The sequence below is a fragment of the Mesorhizobium sp. WSM4308 genome, assembly GCF_002294905.1.
Classification (GTDB): Bacteria; Pseudomonadota; Alphaproteobacteria; order Rhizobiales; family Rhizobiaceae; genus Mesorhizobium.
Genome location: NZ_NSFW01000015.1, coordinates 31,647 through 45,578 on the forward strand (window position 1 = coordinate 31,647; position 13,932 = coordinate 45,578).

General features: G+C 64.7%; 15 protein-coding genes. 9 read left to right on the top strand and 6 right to left on the bottom strand.

Annotated elements, in window-relative coordinates; genetic code table 11:
* Nucleotide 1: 1 nt before the first annotated feature.
* Together CK227_RS25350 and CK227_RS25355 are read right to left on the bottom strand one after the other, a co-directional pair.
* Entirely contained in the window at nucleotides 2-799 is a 798-nt protein-coding gene (locus tag CK227_RS25350) for a CoA-transferase subunit beta (RefSeq protein WP_095774719.1), read from the bottom strand.
* Nucleotides 796-1,653 carry a CoA transferase subunit A gene (locus tag CK227_RS25355; protein ID WP_095774720.1) on the bottom strand — a complete coding sequence of 286 codons (858 nt, stop codon included), beginning with the start codon at nucleotides 1,651-1,653 and terminating at the stop codon, nucleotides 796-798. The genes CK227_RS25350 and CK227_RS25355 overlap by 4 nt, the downstream gene beginning before the upstream one ends.
* Before the next feature lie 117 nt (nucleotides 1,654-1,770).
* Here CK227_RS25355 and CK227_RS25360 point away from each other — a divergent pair, with 117 nt between their 5' ends.
* Complete coding sequence (locus tag CK227_RS25360; protein ID WP_095774721.1) at nucleotides 1,771-2,541, top strand: IclR family transcriptional regulator; 771 nt, start codon at nucleotides 1,771-1,773, stop codon at nucleotides 2,539-2,541.
* 41 nt (nucleotides 2,542-2,582) lie between these two features.
* Here CK227_RS25360 and CK227_RS25365 read toward each other — a convergent pair whose 3' ends face one another.
* The 4 genes from CK227_RS25365 to CK227_RS25380 are packed head-to-tail and all read right to left on the bottom strand — an operon-like array spanning nucleotide 2,583 to nucleotide 7,492.
* Entirely contained in the window at nucleotides 2,583-3,881 is a 1,299-nt protein-coding gene (locus CK227_RS25365; protein WP_179296516.1) for an FAD-binding oxidoreductase, read from the bottom strand.
* Between the two features lie 2 nt (nucleotides 3,882-3,883).
* Nucleotides 3,884-5,254, bottom strand: coding sequence for a glutamine synthetase family protein (locus CK227_RS25370; protein ID WP_095774722.1), 1,371 nt, complete (start codon nucleotides 5,252-5,254; stop codon nucleotides 3,884-3,886).
* 5 nt (nucleotides 5,255-5,259) lie between these two features.
* Nucleotides 5,260-6,543, bottom strand: a complete 1,284-nt coding sequence (locus tag CK227_RS25375; protein WP_095774723.1) for a glycosyltransferase — start codon at nucleotides 6,541-6,543, stop codon at nucleotides 5,260-5,262.
* A 10-nt stretch (nucleotides 6,544-6,553) separates the two neighbouring features.
* Nucleotides 6,554-7,492: a GntR family transcriptional regulator gene (locus CK227_RS25380; protein ID WP_095774724.1), complete on the bottom strand. Its 939-nt coding sequence runs from the start codon at nucleotides 7,490-7,492 to the stop codon at nucleotides 6,554-6,556.
* Between the two features lie 234 nt (nucleotides 7,493-7,726).
* Between CK227_RS25380 and CK227_RS25385 the strand changes: the two genes are divergently transcribed.
* From CK227_RS25385 to CK227_RS25420, 8 genes are all read left to right on the top strand, one after another.
* Complete coding sequence (locus CK227_RS25385; RefSeq protein ID WP_095774725.1) at nucleotides 7,727-8,791, top strand: spermidine/putrescine ABC transporter substrate-binding protein; 1,065 nt, start codon at nucleotides 7,727-7,729, stop codon at nucleotides 8,789-8,791.
* A 64-nt stretch (nucleotides 8,792-8,855) separates the two neighbouring features.
* Nucleotides 8,856-9,698 carry an ABC transporter permease gene (locus CK227_RS25390; protein ID WP_095774726.1) on the top strand — a complete coding sequence of 281 codons (843 nt, stop codon included), beginning with the start codon at nucleotides 8,856-8,858 and terminating at the stop codon, nucleotides 9,696-9,698.
* Nucleotides 9,691-10,485, top strand: coding sequence for an ABC transporter permease (locus CK227_RS25395; protein ID WP_095774727.1), 795 nt, complete (start codon nucleotides 9,691-9,693; stop codon nucleotides 10,483-10,485). The genes CK227_RS25390 and CK227_RS25395 overlap by 8 nt, the downstream gene beginning before the upstream one ends.
* Nucleotides 10,482-11,555: an ABC transporter ATP-binding protein gene (locus CK227_RS25400; protein WP_095774728.1), complete on the top strand. Its 1,074-nt coding sequence runs from the start codon at nucleotides 10,482-10,484 to the stop codon at nucleotides 11,553-11,555. The genes CK227_RS25395 and CK227_RS25400 overlap by 4 nt, the downstream gene beginning before the upstream one ends.
* Before the next feature lie 10 nt (nucleotides 11,556-11,565).
* Entirely contained in the window at nucleotides 11,566-12,840 is a 1,275-nt protein-coding gene (locus CK227_RS25405; protein WP_095774729.1) for a glycosyltransferase, read from the top strand.
* Nucleotides 12,837-13,187 carry a cupin domain-containing protein gene (locus CK227_RS25410; protein ID WP_095774730.1) on the top strand — a complete coding sequence of 117 codons (351 nt, stop codon included), beginning with the start codon at nucleotides 12,837-12,839 and terminating at the stop codon, nucleotides 13,185-13,187. Before CK227_RS25405 ends, CK227_RS25410 begins: the two co-directional genes overlap by 4 nt.
* Nucleotides 13,188-13,210: 23 nt before the next feature.
* The gene (locus CK227_RS25415) at nucleotides 13,211-13,552 is read left to right on the top strand and encodes a cupin domain-containing protein (RefSeq protein ID WP_095774731.1); all 342 of its coding nucleotides are present in this window, start codon (nucleotides 13,211-13,213) and stop codon (nucleotides 13,550-13,552) included.
* 22 nt (nucleotides 13,553-13,574) lie between these two features.
* Entirely contained in the window at nucleotides 13,575-13,919 is a 345-nt protein-coding gene (locus CK227_RS25420; protein ID WP_095774732.1) for a cupin domain-containing protein, read from the top strand.
* Nucleotides 13,920-13,932: the final 13 nt, after the last annotated feature.

Below are 13,932 nucleotides of genomic sequence, written 5' to 3' on the forward strand. Positions count from 1 at the left end.
GTCATGCAGCCTTTGCTTTTCCGGTTCCCTCATGCGCCGCCTTGGTGCGGGCCTGCAGGTCGCGCAATGTATTGAGTTCGAGTTCGCTTGGCGCCGGTGTTTCGTCAAGCGCCTCGGCGAACTTAACCACCCAGCCACAGCTGTCCTGCACCTGCTGGCGGGTGACGCCGGGATGCAGCGACACGACCGTGAATTCCTTGGTCACCGGGTCCGGCTTCCAGATGGCGAGATCGGTGATCAGCAGTGTCGGCCCGGCGGTGTCGATGCCCAGCCGCTTGCGGTGATCGCCGCCCTCGCCATGGCCGAAGGAGGTGAAGAAGTCGATCTTCTCGACCATGCCGCGCCTGGTTTGCGCCATGGTGATGTAGATCTCCTTCGACGAGGTCGCGATCTCCGGCGCGCCGCCGCCGCCGGGGAGCCTTGTCTTGGGATGGACATAGTCGCCGATGACCGTGGTGTTGATGTTGCCGAACTTGTCGAGCTGCGCGGCACCGAGGAAACCGATCGAGATGCGGCCGCCTTGCAGCCAGTAGCGGAACATTTCCGGCACCGCGACGGTGGTGACGGCGGTCTCGCACAATTCGCCATCGCCGATCGACAGCGGCAGCACGTCAGGCGCGGTGCCGATCGTGCCGCTCTCGTAGATCAGCGTGATGTCAGGCGCATGCGTCAGCCGCGCCACGTTGCAGGCGGCGGACGGCGCGCCGATGCCGACGAAGCAGACATCGTCATTGCGCAGCGCGCGGCTGGCGGCGATCGTCATCATCTCGTTGGGGGTGAAGCCCGGATTGTCGCTCATGCAGCTTTCCTCAGATGCTCGACGCGGCCAGCGAAATCGTCGGCGCTCTTTTCGATGACATTCGCCTGCATCCAGGCATGGAACTTCTCGCGGTCGGCGGCGATCGCGTCCCATTCGAGATAGGCGGCGTTGTCGCGCGCGTAATAGCCATGGGCATAGGACGGATGCGAGCCGCCGGGCACCACCGAGATCGCCGCGATCGTCCAGCGCGGCAGCACGGTCAGATTGGGGTGCAGATCGTCGAAATTGTCGACCACCTCCTCCACCGTCACCACGGCGCGCCTGGCCGCCAGCACGGCCTCCTTCTGGATGCCGATGATGCCCTCGACCAGCACATTGCCTTTCCTGTCGGCCTTCTGCGCATGGATGAAGGTGACGTCAGGCCGAATTGAGGGAACGGCCGCCAGCACCTCGCCGGTGAACGGACAGGTGACCGACTTGATGTTCGGGTTGACCGCGGCAAGGCCTGCGCCGCGATAGCCGCGGAACACCGCGCAGGGCAGGCCGGCCGCGCCCGCCTCATAGGCGTTGGCCATGCCGGCATGGCTGTGCTCCTCGACCTCGATCGTCCGGGGAAAACCGTTCTCGATGGAATCGCGGGCGCGCCGCAGCAGGCCGACACCGGGATTGCCGACATAGGAGAAGACGATCTTCTTCGCCATGCCCATGCCGATCATCTGGTCGTAGATCAGGTCCGGCGTCATGCGGATCAGGGTCAGGTCGCGAAACCCCTGGCGAATCGCCTCATGCGCGGCGGCTGTCGGGATCAGGTGGGTGAAGCCCTCGAAGGCGACGGAGTCGCCATCGTTCAAATTCTCGGCCACGGCCTGTTTGAGCGGCAGGAACTTGACCATCGTCGACTCCCGGTCCAAAAGTTCGTATTGCGAACTTATGTTTTGTATGCGAAACTTTCTACGCCGGGTAAGGTCATGGAGTCAATCCGGGCGTCGATACCCTTTGGCGGAGGTGAGATGGGCGAAGAAGCCGCTTCCCGTGATCATGTCGGCTCGCTCGAGCGCGGCCTTGCGGTCATGGAGATCCTCGCCCGCCACCCCTCCGGCATGACGCTAACGGAAATGGCCCAGCAAGCCGGCCTGACCCGGGCCGGCGCCCGCCGTTTCCTGCTGACGCTTGTCGCATCAGGCTATGCCACCCAGGACGGCCGTGTGTTCTCGCTGTCGCCGCGCCTGCTGGCCGTTGCCCGCACATGGCTCGGTGGCGGCTCGCTGTGGAGCTTCGCCGCGCCGATCATGCGCGCGGTCGCCGCGCAGCTGAACGAGGCCTGCTCTGCGGCGATCCTGTCGGGCCAGGATGTCGTCTATGTCGCCCGCATTCCTGGTCGCCGCATCCTCAGCGTCTCGCTCGATGTCGGCACCAGGCTGCCCGCCTATTGCACCTCGATGGGGCGCATGCTGCTCGCCGGCCTGGCGCCGCAGGAACTCGACGAATTTCTGCACCAGGCGACCATCGAGAGACGGACGCCGAAGACGATCACCGACATCGGGCTGCTGGCCGGGGCCATCGGCAAGGCGAAGGCGAACGGCTTTGCCATCGTCGACGAGGAGCTGGAACTCGGCCTGCGCTCCATCGCCGTGCCGATCCGCGACCGCGCTGGCAACACGGTCGCGGCCATCAACGTCTCGACCCAGTCGGCGCGGTTCACCGTCGCCGAGATGGAGCGGGAAATCCTGCCGGCGCTGCTTGGAGCCAGACAGCGCATCGAGGATTTTTTTGTGGTCTAAGAGGTCGAACGCCGGCGGGCCAGCCTCCGATAGTTGCACCCTCAGTGCTTGATCCTGTCTCGCATCGCGTACCAAAGCATGCCCAGCACATAGAGCGGCCCGCGCAGCGCCGTGCCGCCGGGGAACGGCAGCGGCGTCAGCGTCGAGAACAGGTCGAGCCGCGAGGCGTCGCCGGTGATGGCTTCGGCCAAAAGCTTGCCCGACAGCGTCGACAGGATGACGCCCTTGCCGGAATAGCCATGCGCGAAATAGACCTCGCCATAGTGCCCGACATGCGGCAGCCGCGATGTCGTCACCGACACCAGCCCGCCCCAGGCATGATCGATGCGGCAGCCCCTGAGCTGCGGGAAGGTGGCTTCCATATGCGGCCGCACGAAGCCGGCAATGTCGGCCGGCGGCGACGGCGTGTAGCGCTCGCCGCCGCCGAACAGCAGCCGTCCATCCGCCGACATGCGATAGTAATTGACGACGAAGCGCGTGTCGGACACCGCGACATTGGCCGGGATGACGTTGCGCTTGCCCTCCAGCGGCTCGGTGGCGACGATGTAATTGCCGACCGGCATGATGCGGCTGTTGACGCGCGGCTCCAGCCCATTGAGCAGCGCGTCGCCGGCCAGCACGACATGTTTTGCGCGCACCGAGCCCTTCGATGTCGAGACCCGGATCGAAGGCTCGCGCTCCAGCTTCACCGCCACCGAATTCTCATGAATGGTGACGCCGGCGGCCACCGCCGCCCCGGCAAGACCGAGCGTGTAGTTCAGCGGATGCATGTGGCCGCCAAGCGGCTCGTACATCGCGCCATGATATGCGGTGTCGACCTTGGCGCGGGCTTCCGCCGCCGACAGGATCTCGACATCGCGGAACTTCATCACGCTGTCGAGGCACTTGGCCTCTTCCTCCAAATCCTTGAGATCTGAGCCGTTGACGGCGCCGACCAGATGGCCGGTGAGCCTGAGATCGCAGTCGATGGCGTGGCGCTCGATGATATCCATCACCAGGCCGCGTGCCTCGAAGGCAAGGTCGAACAGCACCTTCGCCCGCTCCGGCCCGAAAAGCTTGACCAGGCCTTTGGCGCCCTTGCGCAGGCCGGGGATCATCTGGCCGCCATTGCGCCCCGATGCGCCCCAGCCGATCCTGCCGCCTTCGAGCAGCACCACCTTCAGGCCGCGCTCGGCGGCGTGAAGGGCAGCCGACAGGCCGGTGCAGCCGCCGCCGACGACAACCAGATCGGCTTCGACATCGCCGGCAAGCGCCGGATGGTCCGGCGCCGGATTGGCGGTGGCGACATAGTAGGATTTGCCGATATCGAGACCGGAATTGAAACCTGTTGAAGATGCCATGATCACACCTTCAGCAGCAGGTGATCGCGTTCCCAGCTCGTCACCACGCTCTGGAACAGGTCGAGCTCGACGCTCTTGACGCGCAGATAGGTCTGGAAGAAATCCTCGCCGAGCAGTTTGCGCACCGGCTCACAGGCGGTGAAGCGGTCGAGCGCCTCCTCCATGGTCTTGGGCAGCGTGCTCTTGATCTTGTAGGCATTGCCCGAAGCCTCGGCCGAGCGCGCGAGTTTCTGCTCGACGCCGAGATAACCGGCGAGCAGCGAACCGGCGATCGCCAGATAGGGATTGGAATCGGCGCCCGGCAAACGGTTCTCCACGCGCCGCGCCGAACGGCCACCGGCCGGCACGCGCAGGCCGCAAGAGCGGTTGTCATGCGACCATTCGATGTTGGCCGGCGCGCTGTGGTTCGGCCTTATGCGGCGGAACGAATTCACATTGGGCGCGAACAGCGGCATGATTTCCGGCACATATGTCTGCAGGCCGCCGATGAAATGGCCGAACATCTCGGTGTCGGCATCATCGTCGCCGGCAAACAGCGCATTGCCCGCCTCATCGGCAACCGACATGTGCAGATGCATCGAGCTGCCCGCCTGGGCCGCGATCGGCTTGGCCATGAAGGTGGCATGCATGCCGCATTGCTGCGCGGCCTGGCGCGTCAGCCGCTTGAACAAAAGCACCTGGTCGGCCAATGGCAGCGCGTCGCCATGCAGGAGGTTGATCTCCAACTGCGCCGTGCCCGATTCATGGATCAGCGTATCGAGCGGCAGGCCGGCCGCCGCGGCATAGTCGTAGACGCGCCGGATCACCGGCTCGAATTCTTCCAGCGCCGCCATGTCATAGGGATGCTGCACGCCCTCGGCACGGCCATTCGCCCCGACCGGCGCGATCAGCGGCCTGTCCGGATCCGGGTTGGGCGCGGTCAGATAGAATTCGACCTCCGGCGCCACCACCGCGCGCCAGCCGCGCTGGTGGTAGAGATCGAGCACGGCGCGCAACACATGCCGCGGCGAGGCCATCCATGGCTGGCCATCCATGTGGAAGGCGTCGGCGAAGACATAGGCCTTCCCTGCCCCGGCGCCCGGCGCCAGGCACAACGTCGAGACGTCAGGCACCATGCGCATGTCCGGATCCGAATAGGCAAAGCCCTCGTCGATCGAGCCGGAATAGCGGCCGTCGATGCTGACGAGAAAAGCGCTGCTCGGCAGATACAGCGCACGGTCTTCCAGCGCCTTGAGGAATTTGACCGTCGGCAGCGCCTTGCCGCGCAGCACGCCGTTCATGTCCGGCACCAGGCATTCGACCTCGTTGATGCCGTGCTGTGCCAGCCAGGCCCTGGGATCGTTGGTCGCGGTGTTCGTGTTCTTATCAAGCATGTCGTTCAAGTCCGTATCAGAGAGAGTATGGCTTGCGCGGCCACCTCCGTTCCGGGTTGCAGCGCCATTTGGGCTGCGTTGTCCCTCAGGCGGGCGCGCATGGCGTCGTCGGCCAGCAGGCCGAGAATGGCTCTCTCCAATACTCCTTCAGTCCAGGCATCCCGGCCGATATGATCGCCGGTGCCGGTCTCGCCGGCGCGGCGCGCATTGTCATGTCCGTCCCAGCAATAGGGCATGATCAGCGACGGCACGCCGAAGCGCAGCGCCTCGCAAAAGCTGTTGTTGCCGCCGTGGTGGATGAACAGGTCCGACTTCGCCACCACCGAAGGCTGCGGAAACCAGGCGTCGAGATAGACATTGTCCGGCACCGCGCGATAGGCGTCGCGCAGGCCGCCGACATTGACGATGAAGCGCGCCGGCAGCCTGTCGAACACGGCAAGCATGCGTTCGATCAGCCCGACATCCATGGCCCCTAAACTGCCGAAGCTGACATAGACCAGCGGCCCGCCATTGCGCGGAAACACCGGCACCTCGAACGGCCCTTCCGAGCGCACGCAGCCTTCGAGATAGACGAATCGGGCGGGATCGAGCGGTTTGGCCCGCTCGCGCCGCACGATCGACGGCGTCAGCAGCAGGTTGAGGTCGGGCGAAGCCTCCAGGAACAGACCCTTGGGCAATGGCGCCAGGCCGGCATCCACGCGAAAGCGGTTGAAGCGGTCATGCGCCGGCGCCGAGGCCGAGAGATAGCGCGCCTCGAACGCCGCGCGTTGCGGGTCATCGGCAGCCATGCCGGAAAGGTAGGGCGGTACTTCGGCGTCCGGCAGCTCGGTCTCGGCGCAGGAGACGACGCGTACCCAGGGGCAGCCGGCGGCGGCGATCGCCGGAAACATGATGACGTTGTCGAGCACCACCGCGTCGGGCTTCAGCCGCGCCAGCAATTGCCGCAGCGGCGCCTCGGCATTGACCGCCGTGTCGACAATCGCTTGCCAGGTCGGCGCGACATAGGTTTCGAGTTGGTCGATCGGACTGAGCCTAAAATGCGGCAGGTGCCGGCGCACGAAGGCCTGCCAGTAGCTCTGGCGCTCGCTGTCGCTCAGCGGCTCGTCGGTCGGCAGCTGGTATTCCTGGAAACCATAGTCGGCAAAGACGCCGGAGAAACCGGCATGGCAGATGAAGACGGGCCGGGCGCCCCGCGCCCGCAAGGCCTGCGCGATGCCGACGCAATTCAACGCGGCGCCGAAGCTTGCTTCGGGAAACAGCGCGATGGTCGGGCTGGCTCTACGCGTCAATTAATCCTCTTCATTCCGGCCGGCTGATCATGCCGAACAGGGCGGGCGCCCCGCGGCTGGCCGCTTGCGGTCGCTGGTTGCGGGAGAGCCGCAGGTGGATGCGAAGCAGATCGGCAGCCACCTCATACTGCCGGCTTTCGAGATGGTCGAGTATGTTCAGGTGTTCCAGCAAGGACTGCCGCAGCCGGAAGACGTTGACCCCGGCATAGATGCCCGGCAGCCGGCGCAGGCGCAGATGATCGGCCAGCGCGTCGGCGATGAACCGGTTGGCACAGCCCTCGGCGATCATGCCGTGGAAATCCATGTCCAGCCGCTGGAACTCACGCGTGTCGAAGGCGGCATCCGGCAACGCCGACAGAGCGTCCATGCCCTGGCGCAACGCCGCCGCCCGCGCGCCGTCCAGCCGGAATCCCGGCGTCAGGATCGCCGCCGGCTCGAGCAGCAAGCGGAACTCATAGCTTTCGCCTTGCGCCTCGGGATCGTCGGGCGTGCGCCGGAAAAGCCAGGATTGGCCGGGCGCGCGGTCCAGCAGATTCTCCTCTGTCAGTTTATTAAGCGCTTTTAGTACCGTCTTGCGATCAGCACTGTAGCGTCGCATCAGCGCCGCGGCGGTCACTGTCTGGTCCAGCCGCCGCGCCGACCGGTCGCGCAGGATCGCCTCGGCCAGATCATCCTCCTCCGCGCTCGGAAGCTCGGCGGCGATGGCCGGCTGCGCCGCGAGGTCGACCGCCAGATGATAGCCGGTATCGGCCTCCCAGCGCACGACGCCCCGTTCCGCGAGCAGGCTGAGTGCCGCCCGCACCGGCGTACGCGAGACATTGCACAGCGAGGCGATCTGCTGTTCGGGCAGGCGCGCGCCAGGCTCGAAGCCGCGCTGGCGCGCCACATCCAGGATGCGCTGCGCCAGGTCGAGATGGTTGGTGCGAGGTCGTCGGGCTGCGGCTTGCATGACTTGTCTCGGCGGATGGATATGACCGCATTGGTTTGGCTGATCGCCGGCACAGCGCAATCGGCCAGATTCCTCGGTCGCTTGGCAAATTATGGATTGACGTACTTTTTTCTGCAATAGTACTGTCAGGATAATCGGCGATAAAAAGACCGAGGGAACAGGATCGAAAGCAGCGGCATGGGTCGCGCCCGGTCCAGCACAGAATTCGACGATCAACCGGAATGGGAGTCTGCCATGACCGCTACCAGCCCACGACGCCATGCGCTCAAGGTCTCTTCAATCGCTCTCGGCCTTGCCATGGCGCTGTCGGCGCCGGCAATCGCCGCCGACCTCGTCATCTCCAACTGGGACGGCTACATGGCGCCCGATGCCATGGCCGCCTTCAAGACCGCCACCGGCGTCTCCGGCGAAGTGGTGGTGCACGCCACCAATGAAGAGATCATGGGCAAGCTGATCGCCGCCAGCGGCAAGGGCTATGACGTGGTCTTCGTCTCCTCGCCCTTTGCCGAGGTGCTGAACAAGCTCGGCCTGATCGAGCCGATGGACCACGCCAAGATCCCCAATCTCGCCAACCTCTACCCGGAAGCGACCAAGCTGCCGCACGATGTCGGCAACTCCTTCTCCGTGCCCTACACCTGGGGCACGACCGGCCTCTGCTACCGCTCGGACCTGGTCAAGACGGCGCCGACGAGCTGGAGCGATCTGCTCGCGCCTTCAGACGCGCTGAAGGGCAAGACCACCATGCTAGCGACCGATCGCTGGCTGCTGGCGGCCGGCCAGCTCGACAAGGGCTTTTCAGTCAACGAGACCGATCCGACCAAGATGGCCGAGGTCAAGGACCTCTTGATCTCGGCAAAGAAGACCTTGCTCGCCTATGACGACACCACCTTCTATTCCAAACTGGTTTCGGGCGAGGCGCTGATGGTGCAGGCCTGGGACGGCTGGTGCAATTACGGCATCGCCGAGAAGCCGGAGATCAAATACGTCATTCCGAAGGAAGGTTCGGACCTCTGGGTCGACACGATGGTGGTGATGAAGGCTTCCGAGCACAAGGACGACGCCTTCAAGTTCATCAACTTCATGCTCGACGCCAAGAACCACGCCTGGGCGGCGCAGAACATCGACTACAAGGTGCCGAACAAGCCGGCGATGGAAAGCCTGCCGGCCGATTTCCTGGCCAAATTCCCCAACATGGCGATGCCGGTGGCCGATCTCGTCAAGTTCGAGCAGCTGCGTGACGTGGGCGAAGCCCAGCGCGACTATTCCAAGATCGTCAGCGAGATCAAGGCCGCGCAGTAGGCGGCATTCCAGCAGCGTCTTGGAAGCAAGCTTGCGTTCCGTCCCCTCTCGCTCCTCCCTGCTGATGGCCCCGGCTCTGGTCTGGTTGACGGCGCTGATGGTGGTGCCGTGCGCGCTGGTGCTGGCGCTCGCCTTCTTCCGCCGCGGCATTTATGGCGGCATCGACTACACCTTCACGCTGGAGAATTTCGGGCTGGTCTTCGACCCGCTCTATGCCGGCATTTTCCTGAAGTCGGCGCGCATCGCCGGCACCGCCACCCTGATCGCGGTGGTGATCGGCTATGCCGCCGCCTACGCCATCTCCGCTGCCCAGCGCCGCTGGCAGCCTGTGTTCCTGTTCTTTGCCGTGCTACCGTTCTGGTCGAACTATTTGATCCGCACCTATGCCTGGATCGTGCTGCTCAACCGCGAAGGCCTGATCACGCAGCTCCTGCGCTGGCTCGGCTATACCGGCGAACCGCCGTCAATGCTCTATACCGAAGGCGCGGTCATCGCCGGCCTCGTCTACAACTATCTGCCCTTCGTCATCCTCGCCTGCTACGCGCCGCTGTCGCGGCTCAACCCCGAACTCGCCGAAGCCTCGCGCGATCTCGGCGCCTCGGCCGCCACCACATTCCGCCGTGTCATCCTGCCGCTGACCGTGCCCGGCATCGCCGCCGGCGCGGTCTTCGTCTTCGTGTTGTCGATCGGCAATTTCGTCACCCCGGCGCTGCTTGGCGGCGGTCGTTTCCAGATGATCGGCAATCTTGTCTACGACCAGTTCCTCACCGCCAATGACTGGCCCTTCGGTGCCGCCTTGGCGATGGCGCTGATCGCCATCATGCTTCTGGTCCTGATGGCGCAGGCGCTCGCCGCCGACCGCGCCTCGGGGCGGGCAATGCAGGCCGGGGGAGGCGCGGATGGCTGAGCGCCCCCCTGCGACGCGGCGCACGCTATGGCTCGTGCTGAGCCTAGTCTTCGCCTTCCTCTACATCCCCATCGCCGTGCTGGTGGCACTCTCCTTCAACGAAGGCGGGCTGCCGACGGCCTGGTCCGGCTTCTCGCTGAAATGGTACGCCTCGCTGGCCAACAATTCCGCGATCCTGTCGGCCGGCCTCAACACGCTGATCGTGGCGCTGGTCTCCACCGCCATCGCCACCTTGCTCGGCACGCTGCTGGCGATCGGCGTCGAGATGCGCCGGCAGTATGGCAAGGGGCTGGAAGCCCTGATCTTCGCGCCGATGATCATTCCCGACATCGTGCTGGCGATCGCGCTGCTGTCGTTCTTCTCCATGCTCAATTTGACCATGGGCCTGCACACAATCATCCTCGCCCATGTCGTCTTCAACCTCGCCTTCGTCTGCTCGGTGGTGCGCGCAAGGCTGAAGAGCTTCGACTGGTCGATCGTCGAGGCCTCCGCCGATCTCGGCGCCTCCGCGCTCACCACCTTTCGGCGCGTGACCTTGCCGGTCATCGCGCCTGCCGTGATCGCCGGCGCGCTGCTCGCCTTCACGCTGTCGGTCGACGAGTTCATCATCGCCTTCTTCACCGCTGGCGCCGGCCGTGCCTCGACCACGCTGCCGATGCAGATCTACGCCATGATCCGCTTCGGCATCACACCTGAGATCAACGCGCTGGCGACCATCGTCATGGCCGTAAGCATCACCGCGCTGACCCTGTCGCAGCGGCTTAACAGGGGAATGATCGGCCAATGAGCGAACCGCGCACGCTGTTGGCCATCGATCATGTGTCGAAGAATTTCGGCCGGGTCACCGCCGTTGACGGCATCTCGCTCGATATCCGGGAGAACGAGTTCTTCGCGCTGCTTGGGCCCTCCGGCTGCGGCAAGACCACGCTCTTGCGCATGCTGGCCGGTTTCGAGACCCCGAGCGACGGGCGCATCCTGCTCGACGGCAAGGACATCGCCAGGACCCCGCCCAACAAGCGGCCGGTCAACCTGATGTTCCAGTCCTACGCGCTGTTCCCGCATATGAGCGTGCGCGCCAATGTCTCCTATGGGCTGGAGATGGAGCGCTTGCCGGCTAACGAAATCCGTTCCCGCGTCGACGCCATCCTGGGGACCACCGAGCTCGTCCCCTTCGCCGACCGCAGGCCGGAGCAATTGTCGGGCGGCCAGAAGCAGCGCGTCGCGCTGGCCCGCGCCCTGGTCAAGCGGCCAAGGCTGCTGCTGCTCGACGAGCCGCTCGGCGCGCTCGACAAGAAACTGCGCGGCGCCATGCAACTGGAATTGAAACGCCTGCAGCACGAGGTCGGCATCACCTTCGTCATCGTCACCCACGACCAGGAAGAATCGCTCGTCATGGCCGATCGCATGGCGGTGCTCAAGGATGGCAAACTGTTGCAATGCGACACCCCGCACACGGTCTACGAGCATCCGGCCGACCGTTTCGTCGCCGACTTCATCGGCGTGATGAATTTCATCCCGGGCAAGGCGTCAGCCGATGGTGTGGTGGCCGTGAATGGCGCGCGCATTGCCGGTAAGGTTCCCGCAACGCTCACGCCCGGTGCTTCGGCCGTAGCTTCGGTGCGGCCGGAACGCATCCGGCTATTCCCATCGATCGAGACCGCCAACCGCACCATCGGCACGGTCGAGGCGCTGGCCTATCACGGCCTCGATCTGCAGCTGCATATCCGCACACCGCTGTCGCCAAAGCCGTTCCTGGTGCGCGTCACCGCGGACGCAGCCGCCCGCCGGCCGGTGTCGTCGGGCGACCAGGTCGAACTCGGCTGGGATGCCGCCGATGTCAGAATTTTCGCAGAATAGGAGAAGCTTGATGGCGCAGAAGACGATCGCCTTTTTCCCGGAAGCCGCCTACGGCCCGGCGCTCAATTCCGTCGGCATCGCCCAGGCCGTCGAGGCGCGCGGCCACAAGGCGGTGTTCCTGTCCGATCCCGGCTTCGTCGAGGTCTATCGGGGCTACGGCTTCGAGGCGCATCCGGTGAACCTGTCCGAGCCGATGCCGCCCGAGCAGATGGCGAAATTCTGGGAGGACTTCATCAACGGCCACATCCCGAATTTCCGCAAATCGCCCTACGACCAGGTCGACAATTACGTCAAGGATTGCTGGACGGCGATCGTCGACAGCGCCAAATGGGCGCAGAAGGATCTGCCGGGCGTGCTGGCCGCCATTAAGCCCGATGTCATCTGCGTCGACAATGTCATCCTGTTCCCAGCCATAAAACAGTTCGGCAAGCCATGGGTGCGCGTCATCTCCTGCTCGGAAAACGAGATCGAGGACGAGGACATCCCGCCGCATCTGTCGGGCTGCGGCGAGAATGACCATGCCGGCCACCAGCGCTACCGCGACCACTTCAACGCGGTGATCAAGCCGATCCATGACGACTTCAATGCCTTCCTGAAGGCCAACAACGAGGCGCCTTACCCGATCGGCCAGTTCTTCGAGGCCTCGCCCTATCTCAATTTGCTGCTCTATCCCGAAGCGGCGAAGTTCAAGCGCCGCCATCCGCTCGACCCGGTGAAATTCCAGTATCTCGAAGGCTGCGTGCGGCAGGAGAAGCCCTATGCGGTGCCCACCTTCGCGAAGAACAATGACGGGCCGCTGCTCTATGTCTCCTTCGGCAGCCTCGGCGCCGGCGATGTCGAGCTCTTGAAGCGCATCATCGCCACGCTGGGCAAGACCCGCTACCGCGCGCTGGTCAATGTCGGCGGCTACAAGGATCAGTATACGGACGTGCCCGGCAACGTCATCGTCGAGAGCTGGTTCCCGCAGCCTTCGGTGATCCCGCAGGTCGATGCCGTCATCCACCATGGCGGCAACAACTCGTTCACCGAGTGCCTCTATTTCGGCAAGCCGGCGATCATCATGCCCTATGTCTGGGATGGTCACGACAACGCCACCCGCGTCGAGGAAACCGGCCATGGCTTCGGCATGCCGCGCTACGACTGGAGCGATACCGATCTGGTCGCGAAGATCGAGGCCTGCCTGACCGATCCCCAGATGAAGGCGGAGCTGGCGAGGACATCGGCACAGATGCACGCGCAGAGCGGGCCTGAGAAGGCTGCCGGTTTGCTGGAGGCGTTGCTGTGACCTCCTCCGCTCCGCATCTTCACCAGGCATCCACCCGCACCGATCTCGTCGACTGGGGCGCCCAGCCGGACGTACTGGACGGCGCGTCGCACTCCACCGGCAGGCTGCTGCACAAGGGCCCGAACAACCAGCCGGAATCCGGCATCTGGGTCTGCACGCCGGGCCGCTGGCGGCTCTCGATCCCGCGCGATGAATTGTGCCATTTCGTCGTCGGCCGTGCGACCTACCGCTCGGATGTCGGCGAAGTGATAGAAGTCTCGGCCGGGACCGTGGTCATGTTCCCCGCCGGCTGGACGGGCGAATGCACGGTGCACGAGACCATGCGCAACGTCTACATGCTGGCCTGACGCCGCGACACCGGGAGCAAGACATGTCGACACCGCACTGGCCACAGGCCTCGAGCGTGGAACTGGAGGATTGGGGTGCGGGCAGCAACACGCTTGCCGGCGCGCCGCGCGCCTCCGGCAAGATCCTGTCGCAGAATCCGGACGGGTCGAGCGAATGCGGCCTGTGGTCGTGCACGCCGGGCACCCGCAAGGTCACCTTCGCCACCGACGAGTTCTGCCACTTCCTGTCTGGTCACGGCAGCTATGTCCACGAGCACGGCGAACAGATTCCGGTCGAGGCCGGCACACTGGTGTTCTTTCCGGCCGGCTGGACCGGCATTTCCATCGTCACGCAAACGCTGACCAAGGCCTTCATGTGCCGGTGAGCATCATTTCAAGGAAATCCATATGACCACGCCCATCATGCAATCGCCGCTCGCCGTCACCGACCTCGTCGACTGGGGCATCATCCCGACAATGATCGAGGGCCAGTCCCACACCTCGGGCAAGCTGCTCCACAAGGGGCCGGAAGGCCGCTCCGAATGCGGGTTGTGGGTCTGCACGCCGGGCAAATGGCACTGCCACGTCACCCGCGACGAGTTCTGCCATTTCCTCGAAGGCCGCTGCACCTATGTGCACGAATCGGGCGAGGTGATCGAAATCGAGCCGGACACGGCGGCTTTCTTCCCACAGGACTGGAAGGGCGTCTGCACCGTCCATGAGACCATCAAGAAGGTCTACATGATCCGCTGAGCGGATCTGAGAG

Excerpts from the sequence above, each read along its gene's own strand:
- CK227_RS25405 (WP_095774729.1), top strand. The coding sequence starts at position 11,566 with ATGGCGCAGAAGACGATCGCCTTTTTCCCGGAAGCCGCCTACGGCCCG.
- CK227_RS25380 (WP_095774724.1), bottom strand. The coding sequence starts at position 7,492 with ATGCAAGCCGCAGCCCGACGACCTCGCACCAACCATCTCGACCTGGCG.
- CK227_RS25360 (WP_095774721.1), top strand. The coding sequence starts at position 1,771 with ATGGGCGAAGAAGCCGCTTCCCGTGATCATGTCGGCTCGCTCGAGCGC.
- CK227_RS25370 (WP_095774722.1), bottom strand. The coding sequence starts at position 5,254 with ATGCTTGATAAGAACACGAACACCGCGACCAACGATCCCAGGGCCTGG.
- CK227_RS25395 (WP_095774727.1), top strand. The coding sequence starts at position 9,691 with ATGGCTGAGCGCCCCCCTGCGACGCGGCGCACGCTATGGCTCGTGCTG.
- CK227_RS25420 (WP_095774732.1), top strand. The coding sequence starts at position 13,575 with ATGACCACGCCCATCATGCAATCGCCGCTCGCCGTCACCGACCTCGTC.
- CK227_RS25415 (WP_095774731.1), top strand. The coding sequence starts at position 13,211 with ATGTCGACACCGCACTGGCCACAGGCCTCGAGCGTGGAACTGGAGGAT.
- CK227_RS25355 (WP_095774720.1), bottom strand. The coding sequence starts at position 1,653 with ATGGTCAAGTTCCTGCCGCTCAAACAGGCCGTGGCCGAGAATTTGAAC.
- CK227_RS25400 (WP_095774728.1), top strand. The coding sequence starts at position 10,482 with ATGAGCGAACCGCGCACGCTGTTGGCCATCGATCATGTGTCGAAGAAT.
- CK227_RS25365 (WP_179296516.1), bottom strand. The coding sequence starts at position 3,881 with ATGGCATCTTCAACAGGTTTCAATTCCGGTCTCGATATCGGCAAATCC.
- CK227_RS25350 (WP_095774719.1), bottom strand. The coding sequence starts at position 799 with ATGAGCGACAATCCGGGCTTCACCCCCAACGAGATGATGACGATCGCC.
- CK227_RS25385 (WP_095774725.1), top strand. The coding sequence starts at position 7,727 with ATGACCGCTACCAGCCCACGACGCCATGCGCTCAAGGTCTCTTCAATC.
- CK227_RS25390 (WP_095774726.1), top strand. The coding sequence starts at position 8,856 with ATGGCCCCGGCTCTGGTCTGGTTGACGGCGCTGATGGTGGTGCCGTGC.